The sequence below is a fragment of the Aestuarium zhoushanense genome, from assembly GCF_056431045.1.
In genome coordinates, this window is record NZ_JBWKMA010000023.1 from 125,585 (window position 1) to 144,046 (window position 18,462).

General features: G+C 57.3%; 19 protein-coding genes and 1 tRNA gene. 7 read left to right on the top strand and 13 right to left on the bottom strand.

The window, feature by feature from the left end:
• Positions 1–82: 82 nt before the first annotated feature.
• The 9 genes from AC07ED_RS12150 to AC07ED_RS12190 form a co-directional block, all read right to left on the bottom strand.
• Entirely contained in the window at positions 83–961 is an 879-nt protein-coding gene (locus AC07ED_RS12150) for a carbon-nitrogen hydrolase family protein (RefSeq protein WP_105234268.1), read from the bottom strand.
• The gene (locus AC07ED_RS12155; protein WP_105234267.1) at positions 958–1,545 is read right to left on the bottom strand and encodes a GNAT family N-acetyltransferase; all 588 of its coding nucleotides are present in this window, start codon (positions 1,543–1,545) and stop codon (positions 958–960) included. Before AC07ED_RS12155 ends, AC07ED_RS12150 begins: the two co-directional genes overlap by 4 nt.
• Entirely contained in the window at positions 1,542–1,943 is a 402-nt protein-coding gene (locus AC07ED_RS12160) for a ketosteroid isomerase-related protein (RefSeq protein WP_105234266.1), read from the bottom strand. Before AC07ED_RS12160 ends, AC07ED_RS12155 begins: the two co-directional genes overlap by 4 nt.
• A 2-nt stretch (positions 1,944–1,945) precedes the next feature.
• On the bottom strand, positions 1,946–2,476 hold the full coding sequence (locus tag AC07ED_RS12165; RefSeq protein WP_105234265.1) for an arsenate-mycothiol transferase ArsC: 531 nt from the start codon (positions 2,474–2,476) through the stop codon (positions 1,946–1,948).
• A complete protein-coding gene (locus AC07ED_RS12170; RefSeq protein ID WP_105234264.1) occupies positions 2,421–2,900 on the bottom strand; it encodes a UPF0262 family protein in 480 nt (159 codons plus the stop codon). Before AC07ED_RS12170 ends, AC07ED_RS12165 begins: the two co-directional genes overlap by 56 nt.
• Before the next feature lie 11 nt (positions 2,901–2,911).
• On the bottom strand, positions 2,912–4,216 hold the full coding sequence (hisD, locus tag AC07ED_RS12175; RefSeq protein ID WP_105234263.1) for a histidinol dehydrogenase: 1,305 nt from the start codon (positions 4,214–4,216) through the stop codon (positions 2,912–2,914).
• Positions 4,217–4,298: 82 nt separating this feature from the next.
• Positions 4,299–4,778 carry a DUF2948 family protein gene (locus AC07ED_RS12180; RefSeq protein WP_105234262.1) on the bottom strand — a complete coding sequence of 160 codons (480 nt, stop codon included), beginning with the start codon at positions 4,776–4,778 and terminating at the stop codon, positions 4,299–4,301.
• A complete protein-coding gene (murA, locus tag AC07ED_RS12185; RefSeq protein ID WP_105234261.1) occupies positions 4,775–6,043 on the bottom strand; it encodes a UDP-N-acetylglucosamine 1-carboxyvinyltransferase in 1,269 nt (422 codons plus the stop codon). Before murA ends, AC07ED_RS12180 begins: the two co-directional genes overlap by 4 nt.
• A gap of 7 nt (positions 6,044–6,050) precedes the next feature.
• Entirely contained in the window at positions 6,051–6,200 is a 150-nt protein-coding gene (locus AC07ED_RS12190) for a hypothetical protein (RefSeq protein ID WP_167668764.1), read from the bottom strand.
• Between the two features lie 90 nt (positions 6,201–6,290).
• Here AC07ED_RS12190 and AC07ED_RS12195 point away from each other — a divergent pair.
• The 5 genes from AC07ED_RS12195 (at position 6,291) to ptsP (ending at position 13,086) form a co-directional block, all read left to right on the top strand.
• Positions 6,291–6,365 (top strand) — tRNA-Thr (locus AC07ED_RS12195).
• 162 nt (positions 6,366–6,527) lie between these two features.
• Positions 6,528–8,804: a methyl-accepting chemotaxis protein gene (locus tag AC07ED_RS12200; protein ID WP_245918110.1), complete on the top strand. Its 2,277-nt coding sequence runs from the start codon at positions 6,528–6,530 to the stop codon at positions 8,802–8,804.
• A gap of 70 nt (positions 8,805–8,874) precedes the next feature.
• Complete coding sequence (locus AC07ED_RS12205; RefSeq protein WP_105234260.1) at positions 8,875–9,288, top strand: DUF1178 family protein; 414 nt, start codon at positions 8,875–8,877, stop codon at positions 9,286–9,288.
• 111 nt (positions 9,289–9,399) lie between these two features.
• Positions 9,400–10,656 carry an aspartate kinase gene (locus AC07ED_RS12210; protein ID WP_105234259.1) on the top strand — a complete coding sequence of 419 codons (1,257 nt, stop codon included), beginning with the start codon at positions 9,400–9,402 and terminating at the stop codon, positions 10,654–10,656.
• A gap of 186 nt (positions 10,657–10,842) precedes the next feature.
• Positions 10,843–13,086 carry a phosphoenolpyruvate--protein phosphotransferase gene (ptsP, locus tag AC07ED_RS12215; protein WP_105234258.1) on the top strand — a complete coding sequence of 748 codons (2,244 nt, stop codon included), beginning with the start codon at positions 10,843–10,845 and terminating at the stop codon, positions 13,084–13,086.
• Here the strand turns inward: ptsP and AC07ED_RS12220 are convergent, their stop codons facing one another.
• Together AC07ED_RS12220 and AC07ED_RS12225 are read right to left on the bottom strand one after the other, a co-directional pair.
• Positions 13,087–13,884, bottom strand: coding sequence for an EcsC family protein (locus AC07ED_RS12220; protein ID WP_105234257.1), 798 nt, complete (start codon positions 13,882–13,884; stop codon positions 13,087–13,089).
• Entirely contained in the window at positions 13,853–14,404 is a 552-nt protein-coding gene (locus tag AC07ED_RS12225; RefSeq protein ID WP_105234256.1) for a GNAT family N-acetyltransferase, read from the bottom strand. The genes AC07ED_RS12220 and AC07ED_RS12225 overlap by 32 nt, the downstream gene beginning before the upstream one ends.
• Before the next feature lie 84 nt (positions 14,405–14,488).
• Between AC07ED_RS12225 and AC07ED_RS12230 the strand changes: the two genes are divergently transcribed.
• On the top strand, positions 14,489–15,097 hold the full coding sequence (locus AC07ED_RS12230; RefSeq protein ID WP_105234255.1) for a flavin reductase family protein: 609 nt from the start codon (positions 14,489–14,491) through the stop codon (positions 15,095–15,097).
• Positions 15,098–15,101: 4 nt separating this feature from the next.
• Here AC07ED_RS12230 and AC07ED_RS12235 read toward each other — a convergent pair whose 3' ends face one another.
• Both AC07ED_RS12235 and AC07ED_RS12240 read right to left on the bottom strand, forming a co-directional pair.
• Positions 15,102–15,725 (bottom strand): YdeI/OmpD-associated family protein, encoded by a 624-nt coding sequence (locus tag AC07ED_RS12235; RefSeq protein ID WP_105234254.1) that lies wholly within the window; start codon positions 15,723–15,725, stop codon positions 15,102–15,104.
• Positions 15,726–15,803: 78 nt separating this feature from the next.
• Positions 15,804–17,417: a SulP family inorganic anion transporter gene (locus AC07ED_RS12240; RefSeq protein WP_105234253.1), complete on the bottom strand. Its 1,614-nt coding sequence runs from the start codon at positions 17,415–17,417 to the stop codon at positions 15,804–15,806.
• Positions 17,418–17,588: 171 nt separating this feature from the next.
• Here AC07ED_RS12240 and AC07ED_RS12245 point away from each other — a divergent pair, with 171 nt between their 5' ends.
• Entirely contained in the window at positions 17,589–18,458 is an 870-nt protein-coding gene (locus tag AC07ED_RS12245) for an S-methyl-5'-thioadenosine phosphorylase (protein WP_245918109.1), read from the top strand.
• The last annotated feature ends 4 nt before the right edge of the window (positions 18,459–18,462 follow it).

Sequence of the window (18,462 nt, forward strand, 5' to 3'; positions counted from 1 at the left end):
TGATCTCCGTAATTGCAAAATCCGCCATCATGAGCGGAACGGCGGTTAAATGCGCCCGATTTACCAATAATTCAAGCGCAAATCAGGCGAGGGTCGCCAAGGTGAGGTTTTGAAGCCGCGAATCCTGTTCGGCCCAATGGCTAAAGTTGCCGACCTGCCCCGAAACCCGAGGGGCCGCTATGGCCGCAGGATCAACCTCTGCAATGACCCATGCCGCCTCGTCCGTGTCACCTTGGGCGATGATCCCATTGCTCGGCAAACCGTGATCGGGTGGGCAGAAGAGCGCAGCGCGGCCTGTTCCCGTATCCAACACATCACAATCTGACACAGGACCCAAAACGGGCGATTGCACGATCAGGCATTGGTTTTCGATCGCACGCGCACGGCACGACTGACGCACCCGCGTTTGTCCCGCTGGCAGATCGGTCGCAGACGGCACGAGGATCATATCCGCGCCACCTTCGCACATCGCGCGAGCCTGCAGCGGGAATTCACTGTCATAGCAGATCAAGATACCCAATCGGCCCAAGGCGGTATCGAACAGCTTTACCGTTTCCCCGACCGACAATTGCATTTCACGGCGTTCATAGGGTGTCAGGATCAGCTTATCCTGAAACACCGCATCCCCCGATGGGCCAAGCAAATAAGACCTATTCACCATCCGCGCCCCATCCCGAACGCAGAGCGACCCCGCGAGAATATGAACGCCAAACTGCGCTGCCAGATCGGAATGAAGCGCGATCCAATACTCAGCCGCATCCGCCATTCGCCCCGCCCATTGCGCAGGCGAACAGTCGTTCGGGGTCCCGATCAGGGCCGCTTCGCACCCGCCATATTCGGGGAACACAAGCAGATCAGCTCCCTGCCCCGCAGCAGCAGACACCCAGCCCGTCAGTTTCGTCTCAAGCGATGACCACGTCGCGTGCCATTCAGGACGGTAAGCAGAAGTTGCGATTTTCATAGAGCTTTCATCCAGAATTGAAGCGGCTTTTCCGATTGTTCGGCGTCACCGTGGTCGGTCCATTTGAACCGCGCAACGACCCCGTCGAGCTTTTCATACCCGCGTTTCCGCCAAAACCCATCCAAGGGCCGATAGTCCACGGGCCGCGACGGATGATCCTCTGGCCGCATCACCGAACAAAACGCGACGTAACGGCGACCCAGCGCCTTTGCCTTTGCCTCACGCATGTCAAAAAACACATGCCCAGCGCCCTGCCCGCGATAGTCAGACAGCAACACCGATTCGGCACAGTAAAAGATGTCGGTCAGCGGGATACCCGTCGCTGCAAAAGGCGCCGCAAAATCGCTCGCGTGATCTTCCATTGGGGTGCCTGTTGCCGCGCCAACGATGCGGTCCCCATCCTTGGCTGCGACCAGAATGGCGTTTTGCGCATCGCGATAGGTCGCGACATAGTCCCGCTCGTAATCTAGCGACCCTGCATAGAGGTAAGGCCAATCGGCAAACACATCAATCCGAAGCCGCGCTAGATCATCCAGCGCCGCCGCGACCGCGTCCCCGTCTAGAACCTGATAGATCAGGGTCATGCGCTGACCTGACGGATCCAATCTGCGAGGTTGTAATAGGTAGTAACGCGGCAAATCTTGCCGTCTTTCAGCGACATGAACGACCCTGCAGGCAGGACGTATTTCTGACCCTTAGCTTCAGGCAGACCTTCGTCGGTCGAGAGATATTCTCCGTTCACCGTGAATTCAGCCGCGGCGCGGGTGCCGTCAGCCGAGCCGAAGATCACGATATCTGTCAGGCATTCGCGATAGCAGCGGTCCATGTGGTCACAAAATGCGCTAAACAGCTCTTTGCCAACGCGCACTTGGCCCTCGTTTACGTGGTGGGCCACGTCATCCGACAACTCAGCCAACATGCCAGCCTTATCGCCCGCATTGAAAGCATCAAAATAACGTTGAAGAACGGCTTTGGCGTCCATGGTCACTCCTTTGACGGGCCCCATCTGTCATGCAGGCGGGCAATTATCTGGTCACGTGTTTTACGATAACTCTCGAGCTTTTCATCCCGTGTGGTCCCCAACCCCGTCGGATCGAGGATCGGCCAATATTCAACGTCGAGATGGAAAAACCGCGTCATTTCAAGAGCCTGACGTTGACTCGCCGGCGACAACGCAACAACGAGGTCGAACGACGACAGGTCATCGCCCCATTGTTTTAGCTCGTCAAAAGACCGCGCACGGTGGCGGGATAGCTCTACGCCGACCTCTTGGCAGACGGCGATGGTAAAGCCGTCGATTTCGAGATCGCTCTTTACGCCCACGGACTGCACGTAGCATCCCGTGCCGTAGAATTTCTTCATCAATCCTTCGGCCATAGGCGACCGGACCGAATTATGATCGCAGCAGAACAGAACCGACTGCGGGAGAGGCTGATATGTCTTACCGCCCTCGTCCAAATCAGCCCCCGAAATGCAGAACGCAGATGAGGGTGAACAGGCGACGCGCGGTGTCATGATCCACAACCGCCTTACCTTCTAGCCGTTCTTGCAGAACATTGGCGCCTTCGTTGTGGATACCGCGGCGCGCCATATCGATCGTTTCAATCTGGCTCGGCGCAGCGGTTTTCACCGCATCGAAATAACTTTCGCAGATCATGAAGTAATCTTTGACCACCTGACGGAACGGCCCAAGGCTGAGGTGGAATTCACCTGCGGGGTCGTTCGCTTCGGTCTTAATCTCGAACACAAGACGGCGTTCGCGCACCGAGAGGAACAGCTTATAGGGCCCCTCAGGCACAGGACGGTCGTCCCGCGATACGAGGTCAAAGCTGTTCTCTTCGAGAAGATCAAACATCGCCACGCGGCGTTCCTGTTCGACCTCAGGTGTGGGCGGTGGCAGATTGCTGTCGTCCAGCTCTATGTGAATGATCTTTGACATTCCGCGATGCCCTATCCCTTGTTCAAACGGTCCAGACGAGCGCGGACCGACAATCCGTGCGCTTCCAGACTTTCCGACTGTGCCAGACGTTCCGCCGCGGGGCCAATAGCCAAAAGTGCCTCAGGCGTCATTCGTGACAAAGTGGTGCGTTTTACGAAGTCCATGACCGACAAACCCGACGAAAAACGGGCCGAACGCGCCGTAGGCAGCACGTGGTTTGGCCCGCCGATGTAATCGCCAATGGCCTCGGGCGTGAAGGAACCGATGAAGATAGCGCCAGCGTGGCGAATCTTTTCCGACAGCGCCTCAGCATCAGTGGTGCAAATCTCGAGGTGTTCGGGCGCGATCCGATCCGAGAGGCGCACAGCCTCTTCCATGTCACGCACAACAATCACCGCGCCAAAATCACGCCAACTCGCGCCAGCGATCTCACGACGTTCAAGCGTCTCAAGCCGCTTTTCAACGGCAGCAGCGACGGCGCGACCAAAATCAGCGTCATCCGTAATCAAAAGCGATTGCGCGCTCTCATCGTGTTCGGCCTGAGACATCAGATCAACCGCGATCCAGTCGGGATCATTGTCTTTATCCGCGATCACGAGGATTTCGGACGGGCCCGCGATCATATCGATACCGACCTTGCCGAACACACGACGCTTCGCCGCCGCGACAAAGGCGTTGCCCGGTCCAGTGATCTTATCCACGGGCGCTATGGTTTCGGTGCCATAGGCCAATGCCGCAATCGCTTGTGCGCCGCCAACACGGTAGATCTCGTCCACGCCTGCGATACGCGCGGCCAACAAAACAAGAGGGTTCGTCACGCCATCGGGTGTCGGCACCACAATCGCCAACCGATCAACGCCCGCCACTTTAGCAGGGATCGCGTTCATCAGAACGGACGACGGATAGGACGCAAGTCCACCCGGGACATAAAGCCCTGCAGCCTCAACCGCAGTCCAACGCCAGCCAAGTTGCGCACCAACTTCATCTACCCAGAGAGCATCCGCAGGCAGCTGACGTTCGTGATAGGCCCGAATACGTTCCGCCGCGAGTTCGAGCGCAGCACGATCCTCGTCCGAAACCTTTGCACATTCCGCCTCGATCTCAGCGTCCGAGAACCGCAACTGATCAGCGGTCAGTTCCATGCGGTCGAATTTCGCGGTCAGTTCCAGAACAGCCGCGTCACCACGTGCACGAACATCAGCGATGATACCCGCAACGACGGCATCCACATCAGGGCTGTCTTCACGCTTCATCCCCAACAGGGCTACAAAGTCCTGTTCGAAACCTGCATCGGTGGTGTCCAGAAAATGCGGCATGGGCGGTCTCCTTCTGAGGCTTAATAGCGCCCCATCACGACCCCTTCAATCATCGGGGCCGCGTCATTTTAGGCATAAGCCATTATTCAGGGTGCTGCGGAGCCTTATGAGACGGCGCAACATAAGGACGGGTGACATCGCGTAGGACGACTTCCAGCGCTTCGACCGACAGCGCAATGGCACCATCGCCTGCGAGGGTCAGGACGACAGTGCCTGTCCCATCTTCGCCCGCTTCAAAGCTGATGGATAAGAGCGAGAGCACAGTATCCGCGTCACCGCGCGGCACCCCTTGGGACCGAACAGCGGTGACATCCTCGATTGCGAGAACGGATTGCACCCGTTCAAAGGCACGATTGCGGGTCTGCGCCTTATCCGCATCTTCCCAACGGAAACGGTTCAACAGCAGGGCAAAGCGGCGCTCTTTGGATTTCCAAACCATTTCCGATGATGGAAACACCGAATCCTGAACGAGTGACGACACAACAGCGAGGTCGTCCACATCCAGCGCCTTTAGCCGCAGCGGTGCGTCGGCACCATCTTCGAACCGAGCATCTTGGGTCACTGGCCTTTGATCCTTTCGATCTGCGCACCAACGGCACCCAGTTTTTCCTCAACGTGCTCGTAGCCTCGGTCGAGGTGGTAAACGCGGTTCACTTGCGTTTCACCTTCCGCCGCCAGGCCCGCGAGGATCAGCGAAACCGATGCACGAAGGTCGGTTGCCATCACAGGCGCGCCCTTCATCTTATCGACGCCATGAACGGTCGCGGTGCCGCCATGAACGTCAATCTTTGCACCCATGCGGATCAGTTCAGGCGCGTGCATAAAGCGGTTCTCAAAGATTTTCTCTTCGAGCACCGATGTTCCCTCAGCAAAGCAAAGCATCGCCATCATCTGCGCCTGAAGGTCGGTCGGGAAGCCTGGGAACGGCTCTGTCGTAACATTCACCGCTTTCGGACGACCGCCGTCACAGCGCACTTTGAGGCCGCGATCTGTTTCCTCAACAGTGATTCCCGCCTCGGTCAGTTTTTCGACGAATGATTCGACGAGCGACAGTTTCCCGCCCAGACATTCGACCTCACCACCCGCAATCACAGGAGCGAGCATATAGGTGCCGAGCTCAATTCGGTCGGTGACAACAGGATGGGTTGCACCGTGCAGGCGATCGACGCCTTGAATTTCGATACGGCTGGTGCCGTCGCCTTCGATCTGTGCGCCCATCGCACGAAGACAGGTCGCAAGATCAACAATCTCTGGCTCACGCGCTGCGTTTTCGATGATTGTCGTGCCTTTGGCCAAGGTCGCAGCCATGAGAACGTTTTCGGTCGCACCAACAGAGGCAAAGCGCAGTTTCACAACGCCGCCTTTCAACCCGCCTTGGGTTGTTGCGTGCAGATAGCCGTCTTTTAGATCAATGGTCGCGCCCATCGCCTCGAACGCGGCGATATGAATATCCATCGGACGCGCGCCAATCGCGCAACCACCCGGAAGCGACACAATCGCATGACCTTCACGCGCCAAGAGCGGCCCAAGAACAAGGTTTGACGCCCGCATTTTACGAACGATTTCATAATCCGCGCGGGTCGAGTTCAGACCATGCGACGACATCGCCATGACCTTACCATCCGCCAGAGCAGAGACTTCAGCGCCCAACGACTGCAGCAGAGCAGTCATCGTTTTGATGTCAGACAGGCGCGGCGTATTAGTCAGCGTGAGGGGTTCGTCACTGAGCAAAGTCGCGGGCATCAGCGTCAGCGCGGCGTTCTTTGCGCCCGCAATCGCGATTTCACCGCGCAGCGGTTTACCGCCCGTAACCAGAATCGAATCCATAATGCCCCTACTCTTCCTCAGAAATATCTGTTGCGGTCGCTCGCGCACGCGCCTGTGCCTTGCGCTTCGCCATATTAGCTTTCAACGCAGCTTTTAACCGATCCTCACGGGTTTGCACCTTAGGATCACCAATTTTATTGCCTGTTTTCTCACTCATGACCCTTCTGATACCCGCTGATAAAAAAACCGTCCAGAGAGGGGTTGCGTATGGAATCTTTTGCAGCTAATTCCCCCGCACCGAAAAGACGCTGCAGTAGCTCAGTGGTAGAGCACTCCCTTGGTAAGGGAGAGGTCGGGAGTTCAATCCTCCCCTGCAGCACCATCCCCCCGATATCCCAATAAGATACGCCAGAGCGTGGTCGTTTCCCGTTTGTCGCGATGTCGCAGGTTCGAACGGCATTTTTTCCTAAAACCTTTTTCCCTTGGGCCGTAACCCACAGTGAAAGGCCGTGTAATCGGTCGATGAGTTAATAGGCCGGTCGGTATGAAACTGTCTCTTTCGTGGAAACTTCCACTCGCGTTCGTATTTTTCAGTGCAGTCTCTGCGAGCTTCGTTGGCATTCTGGCAACGAACCGCATGAACGCGACGATGGAAAAAGCCGCGATTGAAAACCTGACAGCCAGCCAACAGGTCATTTCTGACGCGATTATGGCTCAGATGGACAGCTATCGCGGTGCGCTGCACCTTCTTGCTGATGACATCTCTATCGCCTCAGCCCTTCGTGGTTTCTCGCGGGCGCTATCTGCGAATGACGGCCTAGAGGCGAACCTTACGACGATCCGCGACATCTACACCACCAACAACCCGAACATTTTGATGAATGATCGGTCAAAACTGCTGAACGCAGGTGACGGTAGCCACTACACAACGCTCCATTCGAACCTTCATCGCTGGTTCAACGTGGTCGCTACTGAAATGACGATCGACGACCTCCTCTTGATCGATCCTGATGGGAACATCGTTTATACCTTTGCGAAACGTGACGATTTTGCGCTCAACATCTCTGACCCAAAAATCGCAAATACGGATGTCGCAGCGATGGCGCGGGACCTTCTTTCGATGGACCTCACAACCACGCACAACACGGGCAACGGAGCCTTTTCCGATGGCACACCGATCCTGACTTCGGAATTTGGCATCTACAATTTGTCGGGCGGCGCTGTGAACGCGTTCATGGGCGCACCTGTCGTTGATGATTTCGGGAACACACTCGGCGCGCTTATTTTTGCTGTTCCAGAGACACCAATCCAAAAGGCCATGCGCCAAGAAAACGGCCTGAGCGTTGACGCACAGATCGTTCTTGTGAACCCAGACGGCAACGCTGTGATCCTTTCTGGTCTTCTTCCGTCTGGCATCCGCCAAGGTCATCACCTACGCCTGTCGCGCAATTCTCCCAACATTGCCAACGCTATAAATGGTGAAACAGGCCAGATGGTATTCGATAGCGCCGAAGGCGTGTCGCTCATGTCGTCATACGGCCCGGTTGAGATCGGTGACACCTCCTACGGCCTCGTGATCACCGTAAACCACGACATGATTTTGGCTGACGCGACCTCTCTGACGAACATCATTGCAGCACTCGTCGTCGGGATCATTATCGTGGTCGGCATCATCAGTGGGATGATGGGTCGCGCGACCGTGCGCCCGATCATTTGGGTATCACGACGAATGAGCCGTATGGCAGACGAACGCGATCTAACCAAACGTATGATGGTCGTCGAACGGGATGACGAAATGGGCGAGGCGGCCAGCGGGTTCGACCGATTGATCAAGTTCATCGCTGATACGATGAAGAAGTTCCGCAACGGTATGGATGAACTGACCTTATCTGCGCGTGACCTCGAAACGGCTGCGCAGTCCCTTGCCAACAACGCAGACATCCAATCCTCCGCTGTCGAAGAGCTGTCCAGCTCGGTCGAACAAACCGCAAGCCAAGTGAAAACCAACGCGGAGTCGGCTAAGGCGGCTGAGGAACTCGTCGAAAGCACCTCGGCTGTTGTTGAACAGGGCACGCTCAAGGTGTCGCGGATGGTCGATGCGATGGATGCGATTAACGCTTCGAGCCAAGACATCGCGAAGATCATTAAAGTTATCGACGAAATCGCGTTTCAAACGAACCTGCTCGCGCTCAACGCGGCAGTTGAGGCTGCCCGCGCAGGTCAGCATGGCCGCGGTTTTGCGGTCGTCGCCCAAGAGGTGCGCAACCTCGCAGGACGTTCGGCCAAGGCCGCACGCGAGACCAGCGAATTGATTGAAGGCAGCTCTGAACGCGTGCGCGAAGGCGTTGCTATTTCGGAGGAAACCCGCGCGTCCTTTGACCAAATCGCGGAGAACATTGCGCATGTGTCCGATCTGGTAACCACGATTTCCGCCGCAAGCGCCGAACAGTCGCGCGGCGTTGATCTGATTAACGACGCGATCCTCGATATTGCACGGATCACACGCGTTACGAGCCAGCAGGCCGATGCGTTCGCATCGACCGCGACGCAGTTGACCATGACCAACGAGGCGCTTCTGGAAGAACTCAGCAAGTTCAAACTGGACAAAGAAGACCACATCGAACCCATCGACGTGACCCCTGTCGAAGTTGAGGAAACACGAGCCCCTAAACCCGCATATGTTCCTGAGAAAAACCACGTCGCTGCAGAAACCGAATCAACGCCCGTGGCCGAGGTCGAAACCGCAAATGCGCCGAACAAACCTGCGCCATTCGTGGTCATTGACGCCGACAACGACGAACGCGGTTACGGCACCTTCTGACTAGCGCCCCTTTTCCAGACGATCAAGACGCGCTAATTCTGTCTCATCGTTGCGAAATTGAGGGTTCATCATGATCCGCTACGCACTGAAGTGCGACCAAGGCCACAGCTTTGAAAGCTGGTTCAAATCCGGAGAGGCCTTTGACACGCTTCACTCCTCCGGACTGGTCGCCTGCACGCACTGCGGATCATCGAGAGTGACCAAATCCCTCATGGCGCCGTCAGTTCGGACAGATCACGACCGTCCGCTCACCGCGACAACATCCCCCGAAGAAGAGGCGATTGCGAAACTGCGCAAAGAGGTCGAAGAGAACTCTGACTACGTCGGGATGAGCTTTGCGTCTGAAGCCCGCAAGATGCACGAGGGCGAAGCGCCGAAACGCAATATCTACGGCGAAACGAAGCCTGAAGAGGCGATCAAACTCCTCGAAGAGGGCATTCCCGTTGCGCCCCTCCCTTTCACCCCGCGCAAACAGACGAACTAGCCCAATTTACCGCCGTCTTTTGTTACAAAAATGACGCATCCTTACGTTTGGACAATTGCCCTTTATCGCAATGCCAGCTAAGGGGATCGCGATATTTTGCAAGGGACAGCCATGCCGACGCTTGTCATGAAATTCGGTGGGACTTCGGTCGCCAACCTCGACCGCATCGCCCGCGCCGCTAAACGTGTCTCTCTTGAGGTTGCCAAAGGCTATGACGTAATCGTCATCGTTTCGGCAATGTCGGGTAAGACAAACGAACTGGTTGGCTGGGTGAACGAAACCTCGCCGCTCTATGACGCGCGTGAATACGATGCGATTGTCTCCTCTGGTGAGAACGTCACCGCGGGTCTGATGGCACTGCGTCTTCAGGAAATGGGCATTCCAGCGCGCAGCTGGCAGGGCTGGCAGGTTCCAGTCAAAACCACCAGCGCACACGGGGCCGCGCGGATCGAAGAGATCCCGAGCGAGAACATCAATAAAAAGTTCGACGAAGGCATGAAGGTTGCCGTGGTCGCTGGCTTCCAAGGCATCTCGCCCGAAGGCCGCATCACCACCCTTGGCCGTGGTGGTTCTGACACCACCGCTGTTGCTTTCGCGGCTGCATTCGAAGCTGAACGCTGCGACATCTACACCGACGTTGACGGGGTCTACACCACCGACCCGCGCATCACGTCGAAGGCACGTAAGCTCGACAAAATCGCTTTTGAAGAAATGCTGGAACTGGCCTCGCTTGGTGCGAAGGTTCTGCAAACCCGTTCGGTCGAATTGGCCATGCGCTATAATGTAAAACTGCGCGTACTTAGCTCGTTCGAAGAACCGTCAGATGACGCAGGCACGCTGGTCTGCGCAGAGGAGCAAATCATGGAATCCAACGTCGTTTCCGGTGTCGCCTATTCCCGCGAAGAAGCGAAAATGACCCTCGTTACCATCGAGGACAAACCGGGTATCGCTGCCGCAATCTTTGGGCCGCTGTCCGAAGCAGGCGTGAACGTCGATATGATCGTTCAGAACATCTCTGAACAGAACTATCAGGGCCATGCTGGCGGCGTAACCGACATGACCTTCTCTTGCCCCATCGAACAAAAGATGCGTGCAGAAAAGGCGCTGAACGATGCCAAAGAAAAAGGCCTGATCAACTTTGACCGTCTCGAAGCAGACACCGAAGTTGCAAAGGTTTCGGTTGTTGGTATCGGCATGCGGTCCCACGCTGGCGTTGCAGCTAAGATGTTCGAAGTCCTGTCCAAAGAAGGCATCAACATCAAAGTTATCGCCACCTCGGAAATCAAAATCTCTGTCCTGATCGACCGCAAATACATGGAACTCGCTGTTCAAGCGCTCCACGATGCGTTCGAGCTCGACAAAGGCTAAACCAGCCTAAATCCATACGATGGGCCGCCGTGGGTTTCCACTGGCGGCCTTTTTCTTGTGCAAATACCCCATGCTGCAGCTGCGAAAAAATGCTGCGATAGCAAGAGTTTGCCGTGACACCTTTTGTCCACTCCCATTCCTTACAGAGGTCGCTTATAGATGGGCGTAACAAAAACGGATGGACCGATGGGACACAGGATCGAAAGCGACAGCCGCAAGCTGCTGGGCCGCTTGCGCGACACCATGGCCGAGGATGCCGCAGGGCAGGCTCGACTGGATAAAATCGTGCACCTGATCGCATCCTCGATGCAGACACAGGTGTGCTCGATTTACCTATTCCGTGATTCTGAAACCCTCGAACTTTGCGCGACCGAAGGTCTGGACGCGGCCGCTGTCCACCAAACACGGATGCGTTTGGGCGAAGGTCTGGTGGGCCGCGTTGCTCGCACCCGCAGCGTAATCAACACCGCTGACGCGCCCGCCGCCAAAGGGTTCCGCTATATGCCGGAAACGGGCGAAGAACGATATTCGTCCTTCTGCGGTGTGCCGATCCAGCGACTTGGCAGCGCCTTGGGCGTTCTGGTCGTTCAGTCCAAAGAAGCCCGCGAGTTTTCGGCAGACGAGGTCTACGCGCTCGAAGTTGTCGCAATGGTACTTGCCGAAATGGCAGAGCTGGGTGCCTTCGTAGGCGAAGGTTCCGCCATGACCGCCCGTCACCAACAGCCTGTATTGTTCCGTGGCACCACGGGTCAAGAAGGCGCAACCGATGGCCACGTCTATCTGCACGAACCGCGCGTTGTTGTGACGAACCCTGTCGCCGATGATCCCGACAGCGAACTGGCACGCCTGCGCGAAGCCGTTGATACGCTGCGTGTTTCTGTCGATGACATGCTGAACACGACAACGACTGTGAACACCGAACAGGTTCAGGTGCTCGAAGCCTATCGCATGTTTGCGAACTCCCGCAGCTGGATGCGCCGCATGGAAGAAGACGTGCAGAGCGGCCTATCTGCTGAAGCTGCCGTAGAGAAAGAACAATCCCTCGCTCGTAGCCGCATGAACAGCGCGGGTGACGCTTACCTGCGCGACCGTCTACATGACCTCGACGATCTGTCGAACCGTCTGCTCCGCATCCTGACGGGTCAAGGCAAAGAGACCGGCGCCGCGATGCCAGAGAACGCCGTTCTCGTGGCGCGCAACATCGGGCCGGGTGAATTGCTGGAATATGGCAAAGGTCTGCGCGGTATCGTTCTTGAAGAAGGCTCCGTCGGGTCGCACGCGGCCATCGTGGCCCGCGCATGGGCGATCCCGCTTGTCATTCACGCAAAGAACATCACCGCTGAGGCGCTCAACGGCGATCCGATCCTCGTTGATGGCGATCAGGGGATCGTTCACCTGCGGCCTGATGAAAACGTGCACAACGCTTTCCGCGATAAAATCGCGATGCAAGCCTTGGCCCAAGAACGCTACGCGTCGATCCGCGACCTACCCGCGACTGCGCTCTGCGGCACGACCGTAAATCTGCATATGAATGCAGGGCTAATGGCGGACCTACCGTCGCTGCCCTCATCGGGGGCCGAAGGCGTGGGGCTGTTCCGCACAGAGCTTCAGTTCCTCATCCGTAATCAGATGCCGAAACGTGCAGAGCTTTCGGCGCTCTATTCCCGCGTCATAGATGCGGCGAACAACAAACGCGTTGCCTTCCGCACGCTCGACATCGGGTCGGACAAGGTTCTGCCTTACATGCAGGCGCAGGACGAACCGAACCCCGCGATGGGCTGGCGTGCGATCCGCGTGGGCCTCGACAAACCGGGCGTCTTGCGGATGCAGCTACAGGCGCTGATCCGCGCTGCACACGGGCGCCCGCTGACCATTATGTTCCCCTTTGTGGCGCAGCTACAGGAATTCCGCGATGCGAAGGCCGAGATGAACAAAGCCTTGGACCGCGAACGCATCCTAGGCCACCCGCTGCCGTCCAAGATCGAAGTGGGCGCGATGCTGGAAACCCCCAGCCTTGCCTTTGCGCCTGACGCTTTCTTTGAAGAGGTGGATTTCTTGTCGATTGGCGGGAACGACCTCAAGCAGTTCTTCTTTGCCGCTGACCGTGAAAACGAACGCGTCCGCCGTCGCTATGACACGCTAAACGTCAGCTTCTTGTCGTTCCTCGAACTGGTCGTAGAACGCTGTGCCAAAGCAGGCAAACCCGTGTCGTTTTGTGGTGAAGATGCTGGCCGCCCGATTGAAGCGGTCTGCCTTGCCGCGATTGGTCTACGCACCCTGTCGATGCGACCGGCCTCGATCGGTCCAGTGAAACATCTGCTGCGCCGTGTGAACTTGAACGAAGCACGCGGCGTCATTGCCGATTCCCGCGCCCGTGGGGAACAATCGGTTCGCGAGGCGATTGGCGAATGGCTGTCCAAGCAGAGCTGATCAGCGTTTCGCGACAGATCGCCCTTTAACCGTTTCCGCATGGAAGGCCTCGATCACTTGATCGGGGTCGAATTCCCGCGCCAACTGCCGCAGCCCAAAGTGAACATGCGCCATTTCAGTGTAGTAGTTCACAAAGGCCAAATTGGTTCCCGCCCCCGCAGCTGCGCCCAGAACAGGTACCGCTTGCGTGGCGAGCTTTTGCGTTAACACAGCCGCGAATTTTGGCGCAACCTTCGCGATCAAGGAATGGATTGCAGGTCCTGTCAGGGCCACGCGCGCCCCGATGAAACTCGTATCAATCCCGTCGTCATCGGCATCAGGACCACCCGCGCTGAACACCCGCAAACACTCTGCACGGGTTTCGTCGCTGTCGATATCTTCGCCATAGGTTTGCGCCACGCCCTGCACGGCCCGAAAGATAATCGTCGTCGCAACGGGTATCTCTGCAATCGCGGTCGGTACGCCACCAACACCACCCAATGCGCCTGAAATCGCGCCAATCACTTTGTGCATACGGTCGCTGGCAACGGCCCGCTCTAACGGACCTTGCCGCGATGCTTTGGCCAAATGGAAACTGCGCTCTAACGCAGTGCGCGCGGCCCCTTCGATTTTGGTTCGGAACGCGGCGGGCAGCATTTTCATGCCGTCCTCGACCTGACCACCCACATAGGTGATCACCTGCATCAACATACCGTTTGCAGATGCCTGACGCTGCGCTAAGGCCCGCACCCTCTCACGCCCAGCAGCATCAAGAGGGTTGGTCGGGTTAATCAGTCGAGGCGGGTTTTTCGTGATCATGCCCTTTAAAATGGGGGCGACCACCGGGATTACAATCAGGGGCGGGCAGAACTTTACCCGTAACACCCGTCCATGCCGACGGACAAAGGTTATAGCCCAGAACGCGGTCAGGGTTTGTCGGCGGCGGCATCTCGACACCCTCAAGGTGGAAGAAACCGAACCGTTTATAATAGGGGTAATCTCCCACCAACATGACCCGCGACCAGCCCAGATCAAAAGCGCGGTTCAGGGTCTTACGCATCAGCGCGCCACCAACACCTTCGCCTTGACGGGTCGGGTGCACGGCCACAGGGCCGAGGAGGATCGCCAACCGATCACCCACATAGACAGGCCAGTTGCGGATCACACCCGCGAGAATTCCGTCCTGATCCCGCGCGGTAAAACAAAGCTGCGCAATAGGATCAACACCATCGCGAAGCCGATACGACGAGAGTGCCGTCCGACCAGGAGCAAAGCAGAGGTCATAAAGTGCCTCAACTTCCCACCAATCCTGCGCTGTTTCCAAAGTCAGTTGGATCATTCCGAGCTTTTTTCCGCATAAAGTCTGGAAGCCGCCCTAGCATGACGCTACCTCTGCCGCAAACCAGATAAGGGTCCTTTTAATATGTTCTATCGTCCGGCCGATGGCCACGGCCTGCCGCATAATCCGTTCAACGCGATTGTCTCTCCCCGCCCGATTGGCTGGATTTCGAGCCGTGGCGCGGATGGCGTCGACAATTTGGCCCCCTATTCGTTCTTTAACGCCGTCGCCTACACGCCGCCCCAAGTCATGTTCTCCTCCAGCGGCACAAAGGTGGACCGCGATGGCAAGGACAGCCTCGCCAATATCCGCGAAACAAGTGTCTTCTGTGTGAACATCGTTGAATACGCGATGCGCGACGCGATGAATGCGACCTCGGGCAGCCATGCGGCAGATGTCGATGAGTTCGAATTCGCTGGAATTGATAAAGCCGAGTGTGACCAGATCGCTTGCGCACGTGTCGCCAATGCGCCTGCCTCACTCGAATGCCGCCTTACCCAGATCGTAAAGCTCGAAGGGGACGAGAGCACCGCGATCTTTGGTGAGGTCATCGGCGTGCACATGCGCGATGACTGCCTTGTCGATGGTGTGTTCGATGTGACCCGTTTCCAGCCGCTCGCCCGCCTTGGCTACCGCGATTATGCGGTCGTGAAAGAGGTCTTTTCGCTCACGCGGCCCGACGATAAGGCCTAACCGTCTAACGTTCGTTCAGCCCCTTGCCCGCCAGAATACCCTCGCGAAACTTGGCGATCCGATTGATGCGAGTCGCCGTTTGTTTTGCGGCATTGAGGTTCATCACGTAGCTGCGCCGACGTCCCGGTGTCAGCGCGGCAAAGGCTTCGGCCATTTCGGGATCCGCGTCGAGCGCGTTCGCCAGTTCCTCGGGCAGCTCCAACTCTGTCGTCGTTTTTTTCTTTTCCTTGATGCCCGCCTCCGCATAGCCCATCGCCTCGGCGATATAGGCTGCTGCGATTGCAGCTTTGGCCGCCACCTGATCAGCCGCGGTAAAGCGCAGCATGTCGGGTGTCTTTGTCTCAGCACCCTGTTTTTCGAGAACACCCTCAGGGTCCTTAAGCAGACCCGCATTGAAAAAGTTCAGTCGGAAATTGTCGCGGAACGCCCCGATGATCACGATGTTGCGGCCAGCATGCGTATAACAGGCATGACCCCATTTCACCGTTTCTGTCAGCCCCGCGCTTAAACATATCTCGCGCAATTCCCGCACACCGTCGCCCCAAATTTGGGTCGAACAGTCTGGTGTCTCAAAACGGGCACAGCGACCGCAGCCTTTGGTAAAGAAATCCTCAACGTCGGTAATCATCGTAGTGCCCCCTCATCGGGCCACGATACATCCACTCTTCATCGCTGAGAAATGAAAAGGGGCCCGAAGGCCCCTAAATCAATGTCCACCCAAGATGCCAGTGCGGACACCATAGTCCACGGCGATCTCGTAATCTGGGTCATCGTCGCTATCGACCATCAAGTGCCCCGCTTTGGTCAAAAGCTTGTGGCAATCGCGGCTCAGGTGACGCAGCTGGATTTTCTTGCCCGCCTGCTCGTATTTCGCAGCAACGGTTTCAATCGCCTGCAGCGCGGATTGGTCCGCCACGCGGCTGTCGTTGAAGTCCACGATCACGAGGCTCGGGTCGCCAGCAAAATCAAACAATTCGATAAAGCCATCGGTCGAGCCAAAGAACAGTGGGCCCTGAACCTGATAGACCTTCGCCCCTTCGGGCGTGGTGTAGGTTTTCGCGTGGATACGGCGTGCGTTGTTCCATGCGTAGGCCAGTGCCGACACGATCACACCAACCACAACAGCCGTCGCGAGGTCCGTCCAAACCGTCACAACCGTCACGAGGACGATCACAAAGGCATCGGTCAGCGGCACGCGGAACAGGATTTTAAACGAGTTCCACGCAAATGTGCCGATCACCACCATGAACATCACACCAACCAGCGCCGCCAGCGGGATTTGTTCAATGAGCGGAGAGGCCACAACGATGAAGGCCAAAAGGAACAGCGCCGCAGTGATCGCCGCCACGCGGGTGCGGCCACCAGATTTCACGTTGATCATCGACTGACCGATCATCGCGCAACCGCCCATCGTGCCAAAGAAACCAGCGATAAAGTTCGCAGTGCCCTGCGCGATACACTCCTGCGATGCGCCACCACGTTTGCCAGTGAGTTCACCAACAAGGTTCAGCGTCAGGAGGCTCTCGATCAGACCAATCGCGGCCAGAATGACCGAATACGGCAGGATGATTTTGAATGTCTCAAAGGTCAGCGGCACCTGCGGGAAATGGAACATCGGCAGACCGCCCTTGATCTCTGCCATGTCACCAACGCGCGGCACATCGATGCCAAAGGCAATCACGATGATCGCGGTGATGCCGATCCCAGCCAGCGGAGCGGGAATGATGTTCGTCACCTTCGGAATACCCCAGATGATCGCCATCGTCAGAGCCACAAGGCCCAGCATCATATAAAGCTGAATGCCCGACAGCCATTCACCACCCGACATACCGTGACCTGCGGCCTCAGCACTGCCCGGAACCTGAAACTGGCTCATCTGCGCAAGGAAGATCACAATTGCCAGACCGTTCACAAAGCCCAACATAACAGGGTGCGGAACGAGGCGGATGAACTTGCCCCAATGCATTACGCCAACAATCAGCTGGATGATCCCCATCAGAACAACAGTGGCAAAAAGGTATTCAACGCCATGCTCAGCCACCAGTGCGACCATCACAACGGCCAGCGCACCCGTTGCGCCCGAAATCATACCCGGACGGCCACCGATCAGGGCCGTTACCAAACCAATGATAAACGCCGCATAAAGGCCAACCAACGGGTGAACCCCTGCCACGAAAGCAAAGGCGACCGCTTCGGGCACCAATGCCAACGCAACGGTCAGGCCCGACAGCACTTCGGTCTTGAGCTGGTTCGGGGTCAGATCGCCCTTATCGGCAATCGCGAGTTTTCCGGCCACAGCCGCCAGTCTTGCACGGGGCATTTTGGTTTTCCTATTCCTGTTCGCTTGCCGCCGCCCTAACCTGTTAGCGCCTGAAAGTGAACCCGCTCGCGCGTTCGGCGCCCATGTGTTGCGATGGCGGCACTGGCTTTGGGCTTGCGGAACGCCTCTCTGCGAGGCAGCATAACAACCATAGATTGCAAAAGGTGGGTCATGAAGACAAAAATCGGGATCATCGGCGGATCGGGCGTTTACGACATCGACGTATTGGAAAACCGCGACTGGGTGACGGTGGAAACGCCGTGGGGGATGCCGTCGGATGATCTGCTGACAGGCACGCTCGATGGGATCGAGATGGTGTTCCTACCTCGCCACGGACGCGGCCACGTTCAGACCCCATCGACGGTGAACTACCGCGCCAATATCGCTGCCCTGAAAATGCTCGGCGTGACAGATGTCTTTAGCATTTCCGCCTGCGGGTCCTTCCGCGAAGACATGGCCCCCGGTGATTTCGTGATCGTCGATCAGTTCATCGACCGCACCTTTGCCCGCGAGAAAACCTTTTTCGGTCCGGGCCTTGTGGCACATGTCAGCGTCGCGCACCCGACCTGTTCCCGCCTCATGGACGCAGCCGAAGCTGCCGCCCGTGCGACGGGAACGACCGTTCACCGTGGCGGCACCTACCTCGCGATGGAGGGGCCCCAGTTCTCAACGATGGCCGAAAGCCACCTTTACCGCCAATGGGGCTGCGATGTGATCGGCATGACCAACATGCCCGAAGCCAAGCTCGCCCGCGAAGCAGAGCTTTGCTACGCCTCCATCGCGATGATCACCGATTACGATAGCTGGCACCCTGACCACGGCGCGGTCGAAATTTCGGACATCATCCGCACGCTGCACGGCAATTCAGCCAAGGCTCGCGAAACGGTGGCTGGCCTGCCCGCCCAACTCGGCCCCGACCGCGCACCCTGCCCTTGCGGATGCGATACCGCACTCGAATTTGCGATCATGACCGCCCCAGAGAAACGCGATCCGATGATGGTCGAGAGGCTACGGACGATTGCGGCCCGCGTGTTGAGTTGATACC

Bases quoted from the DNA above. Each gene is read 5' to 3' on its own strand.
- AC07ED_RS12150 (WP_105234268.1), bottom strand. From the start codon at position 961: ATGAAAATCGCAACTTCTGCTTACCGTCCTGAATGGCACGCGACGTGG.
- AC07ED_RS12155 (WP_105234267.1), bottom strand. From the start codon at position 1,545: ATGACCCTGATCTATCAGGTTCTAGACGGGGACGCGGTCGCGGCGGCG.
- AC07ED_RS12160 (WP_105234266.1), bottom strand. From the start codon at position 1,943: ATGGACGCCAAAGCCGTTCTTCAACGTTATTTTGATGCTTTCAATGCG.
- AC07ED_RS12165 (WP_105234265.1), bottom strand. From the start codon at position 2,476: ATGACACCGCGCGTCGCCTGTTCACCCTCATCTGCGTTCTGCATTTCG.
- AC07ED_RS12170 (WP_105234264.1), bottom strand. From the start codon at position 2,900: ATGTCAAAGATCATTCACATAGAGCTGGACGACAGCAATCTGCCACCG.
- hisD (WP_105234263.1), bottom strand. From the start codon at position 4,216: ATGCCGCATTTTCTGGACACCACCGATGCAGGTTTCGAACAGGACTTT.
- murA (WP_105234261.1), bottom strand. From the start codon at position 6,043: ATGGATTCGATTCTGGTTACGGGCGGTAAACCGCTGCGCGGTGAAATC.
- AC07ED_RS12190 (WP_167668764.1), bottom strand. From the start codon at position 6,200: ATGAGTGAGAAAACAGGCAATAAAATTGGTGATCCTAAGGTGCAAACC.
- AC07ED_RS12200 (WP_245918110.1), top strand. From the start codon at position 6,528: ATGAAACTGTCTCTTTCGTGGAAACTTCCACTCGCGTTCGTATTTTTC.
- AC07ED_RS12205 (WP_105234260.1), top strand. From the start codon at position 8,875: ATGATCCGCTACGCACTGAAGTGCGACCAAGGCCACAGCTTTGAAAGC.
- AC07ED_RS12210 (WP_105234259.1), top strand. From the start codon at position 9,400: ATGCCGACGCTTGTCATGAAATTCGGTGGGACTTCGGTCGCCAACCTC.
- ptsP (WP_105234258.1), top strand. From the start codon at position 10,843: ATGGGACACAGGATCGAAAGCGACAGCCGCAAGCTGCTGGGCCGCTTG.
- AC07ED_RS12220 (WP_105234257.1), bottom strand. From the start codon at position 13,884: ATGATCACGAAAAACCCGCCTCGACTGATTAACCCGACCAACCCTCTT.
- AC07ED_RS12225 (WP_105234256.1), bottom strand. From the start codon at position 14,404: ATGATCCAACTGACTTTGGAAACAGCGCAGGATTGGTGGGAAGTTGAG.
- AC07ED_RS12230 (WP_105234255.1), top strand. From the start codon at position 14,489: ATGTTCTATCGTCCGGCCGATGGCCACGGCCTGCCGCATAATCCGTTC.
- AC07ED_RS12235 (WP_105234254.1), bottom strand. From the start codon at position 15,725: ATGATTACCGACGTTGAGGATTTCTTTACCAAAGGCTGCGGTCGCTGT.
- AC07ED_RS12240 (WP_105234253.1), bottom strand. From the start codon at position 17,417: ATGCCCCGTGCAAGACTGGCGGCTGTGGCCGGAAAACTCGCGATTGCC.
- AC07ED_RS12245 (WP_245918109.1), top strand. From the start codon at position 17,589: ATGAAGACAAAAATCGGGATCATCGGCGGATCGGGCGTTTACGACATC.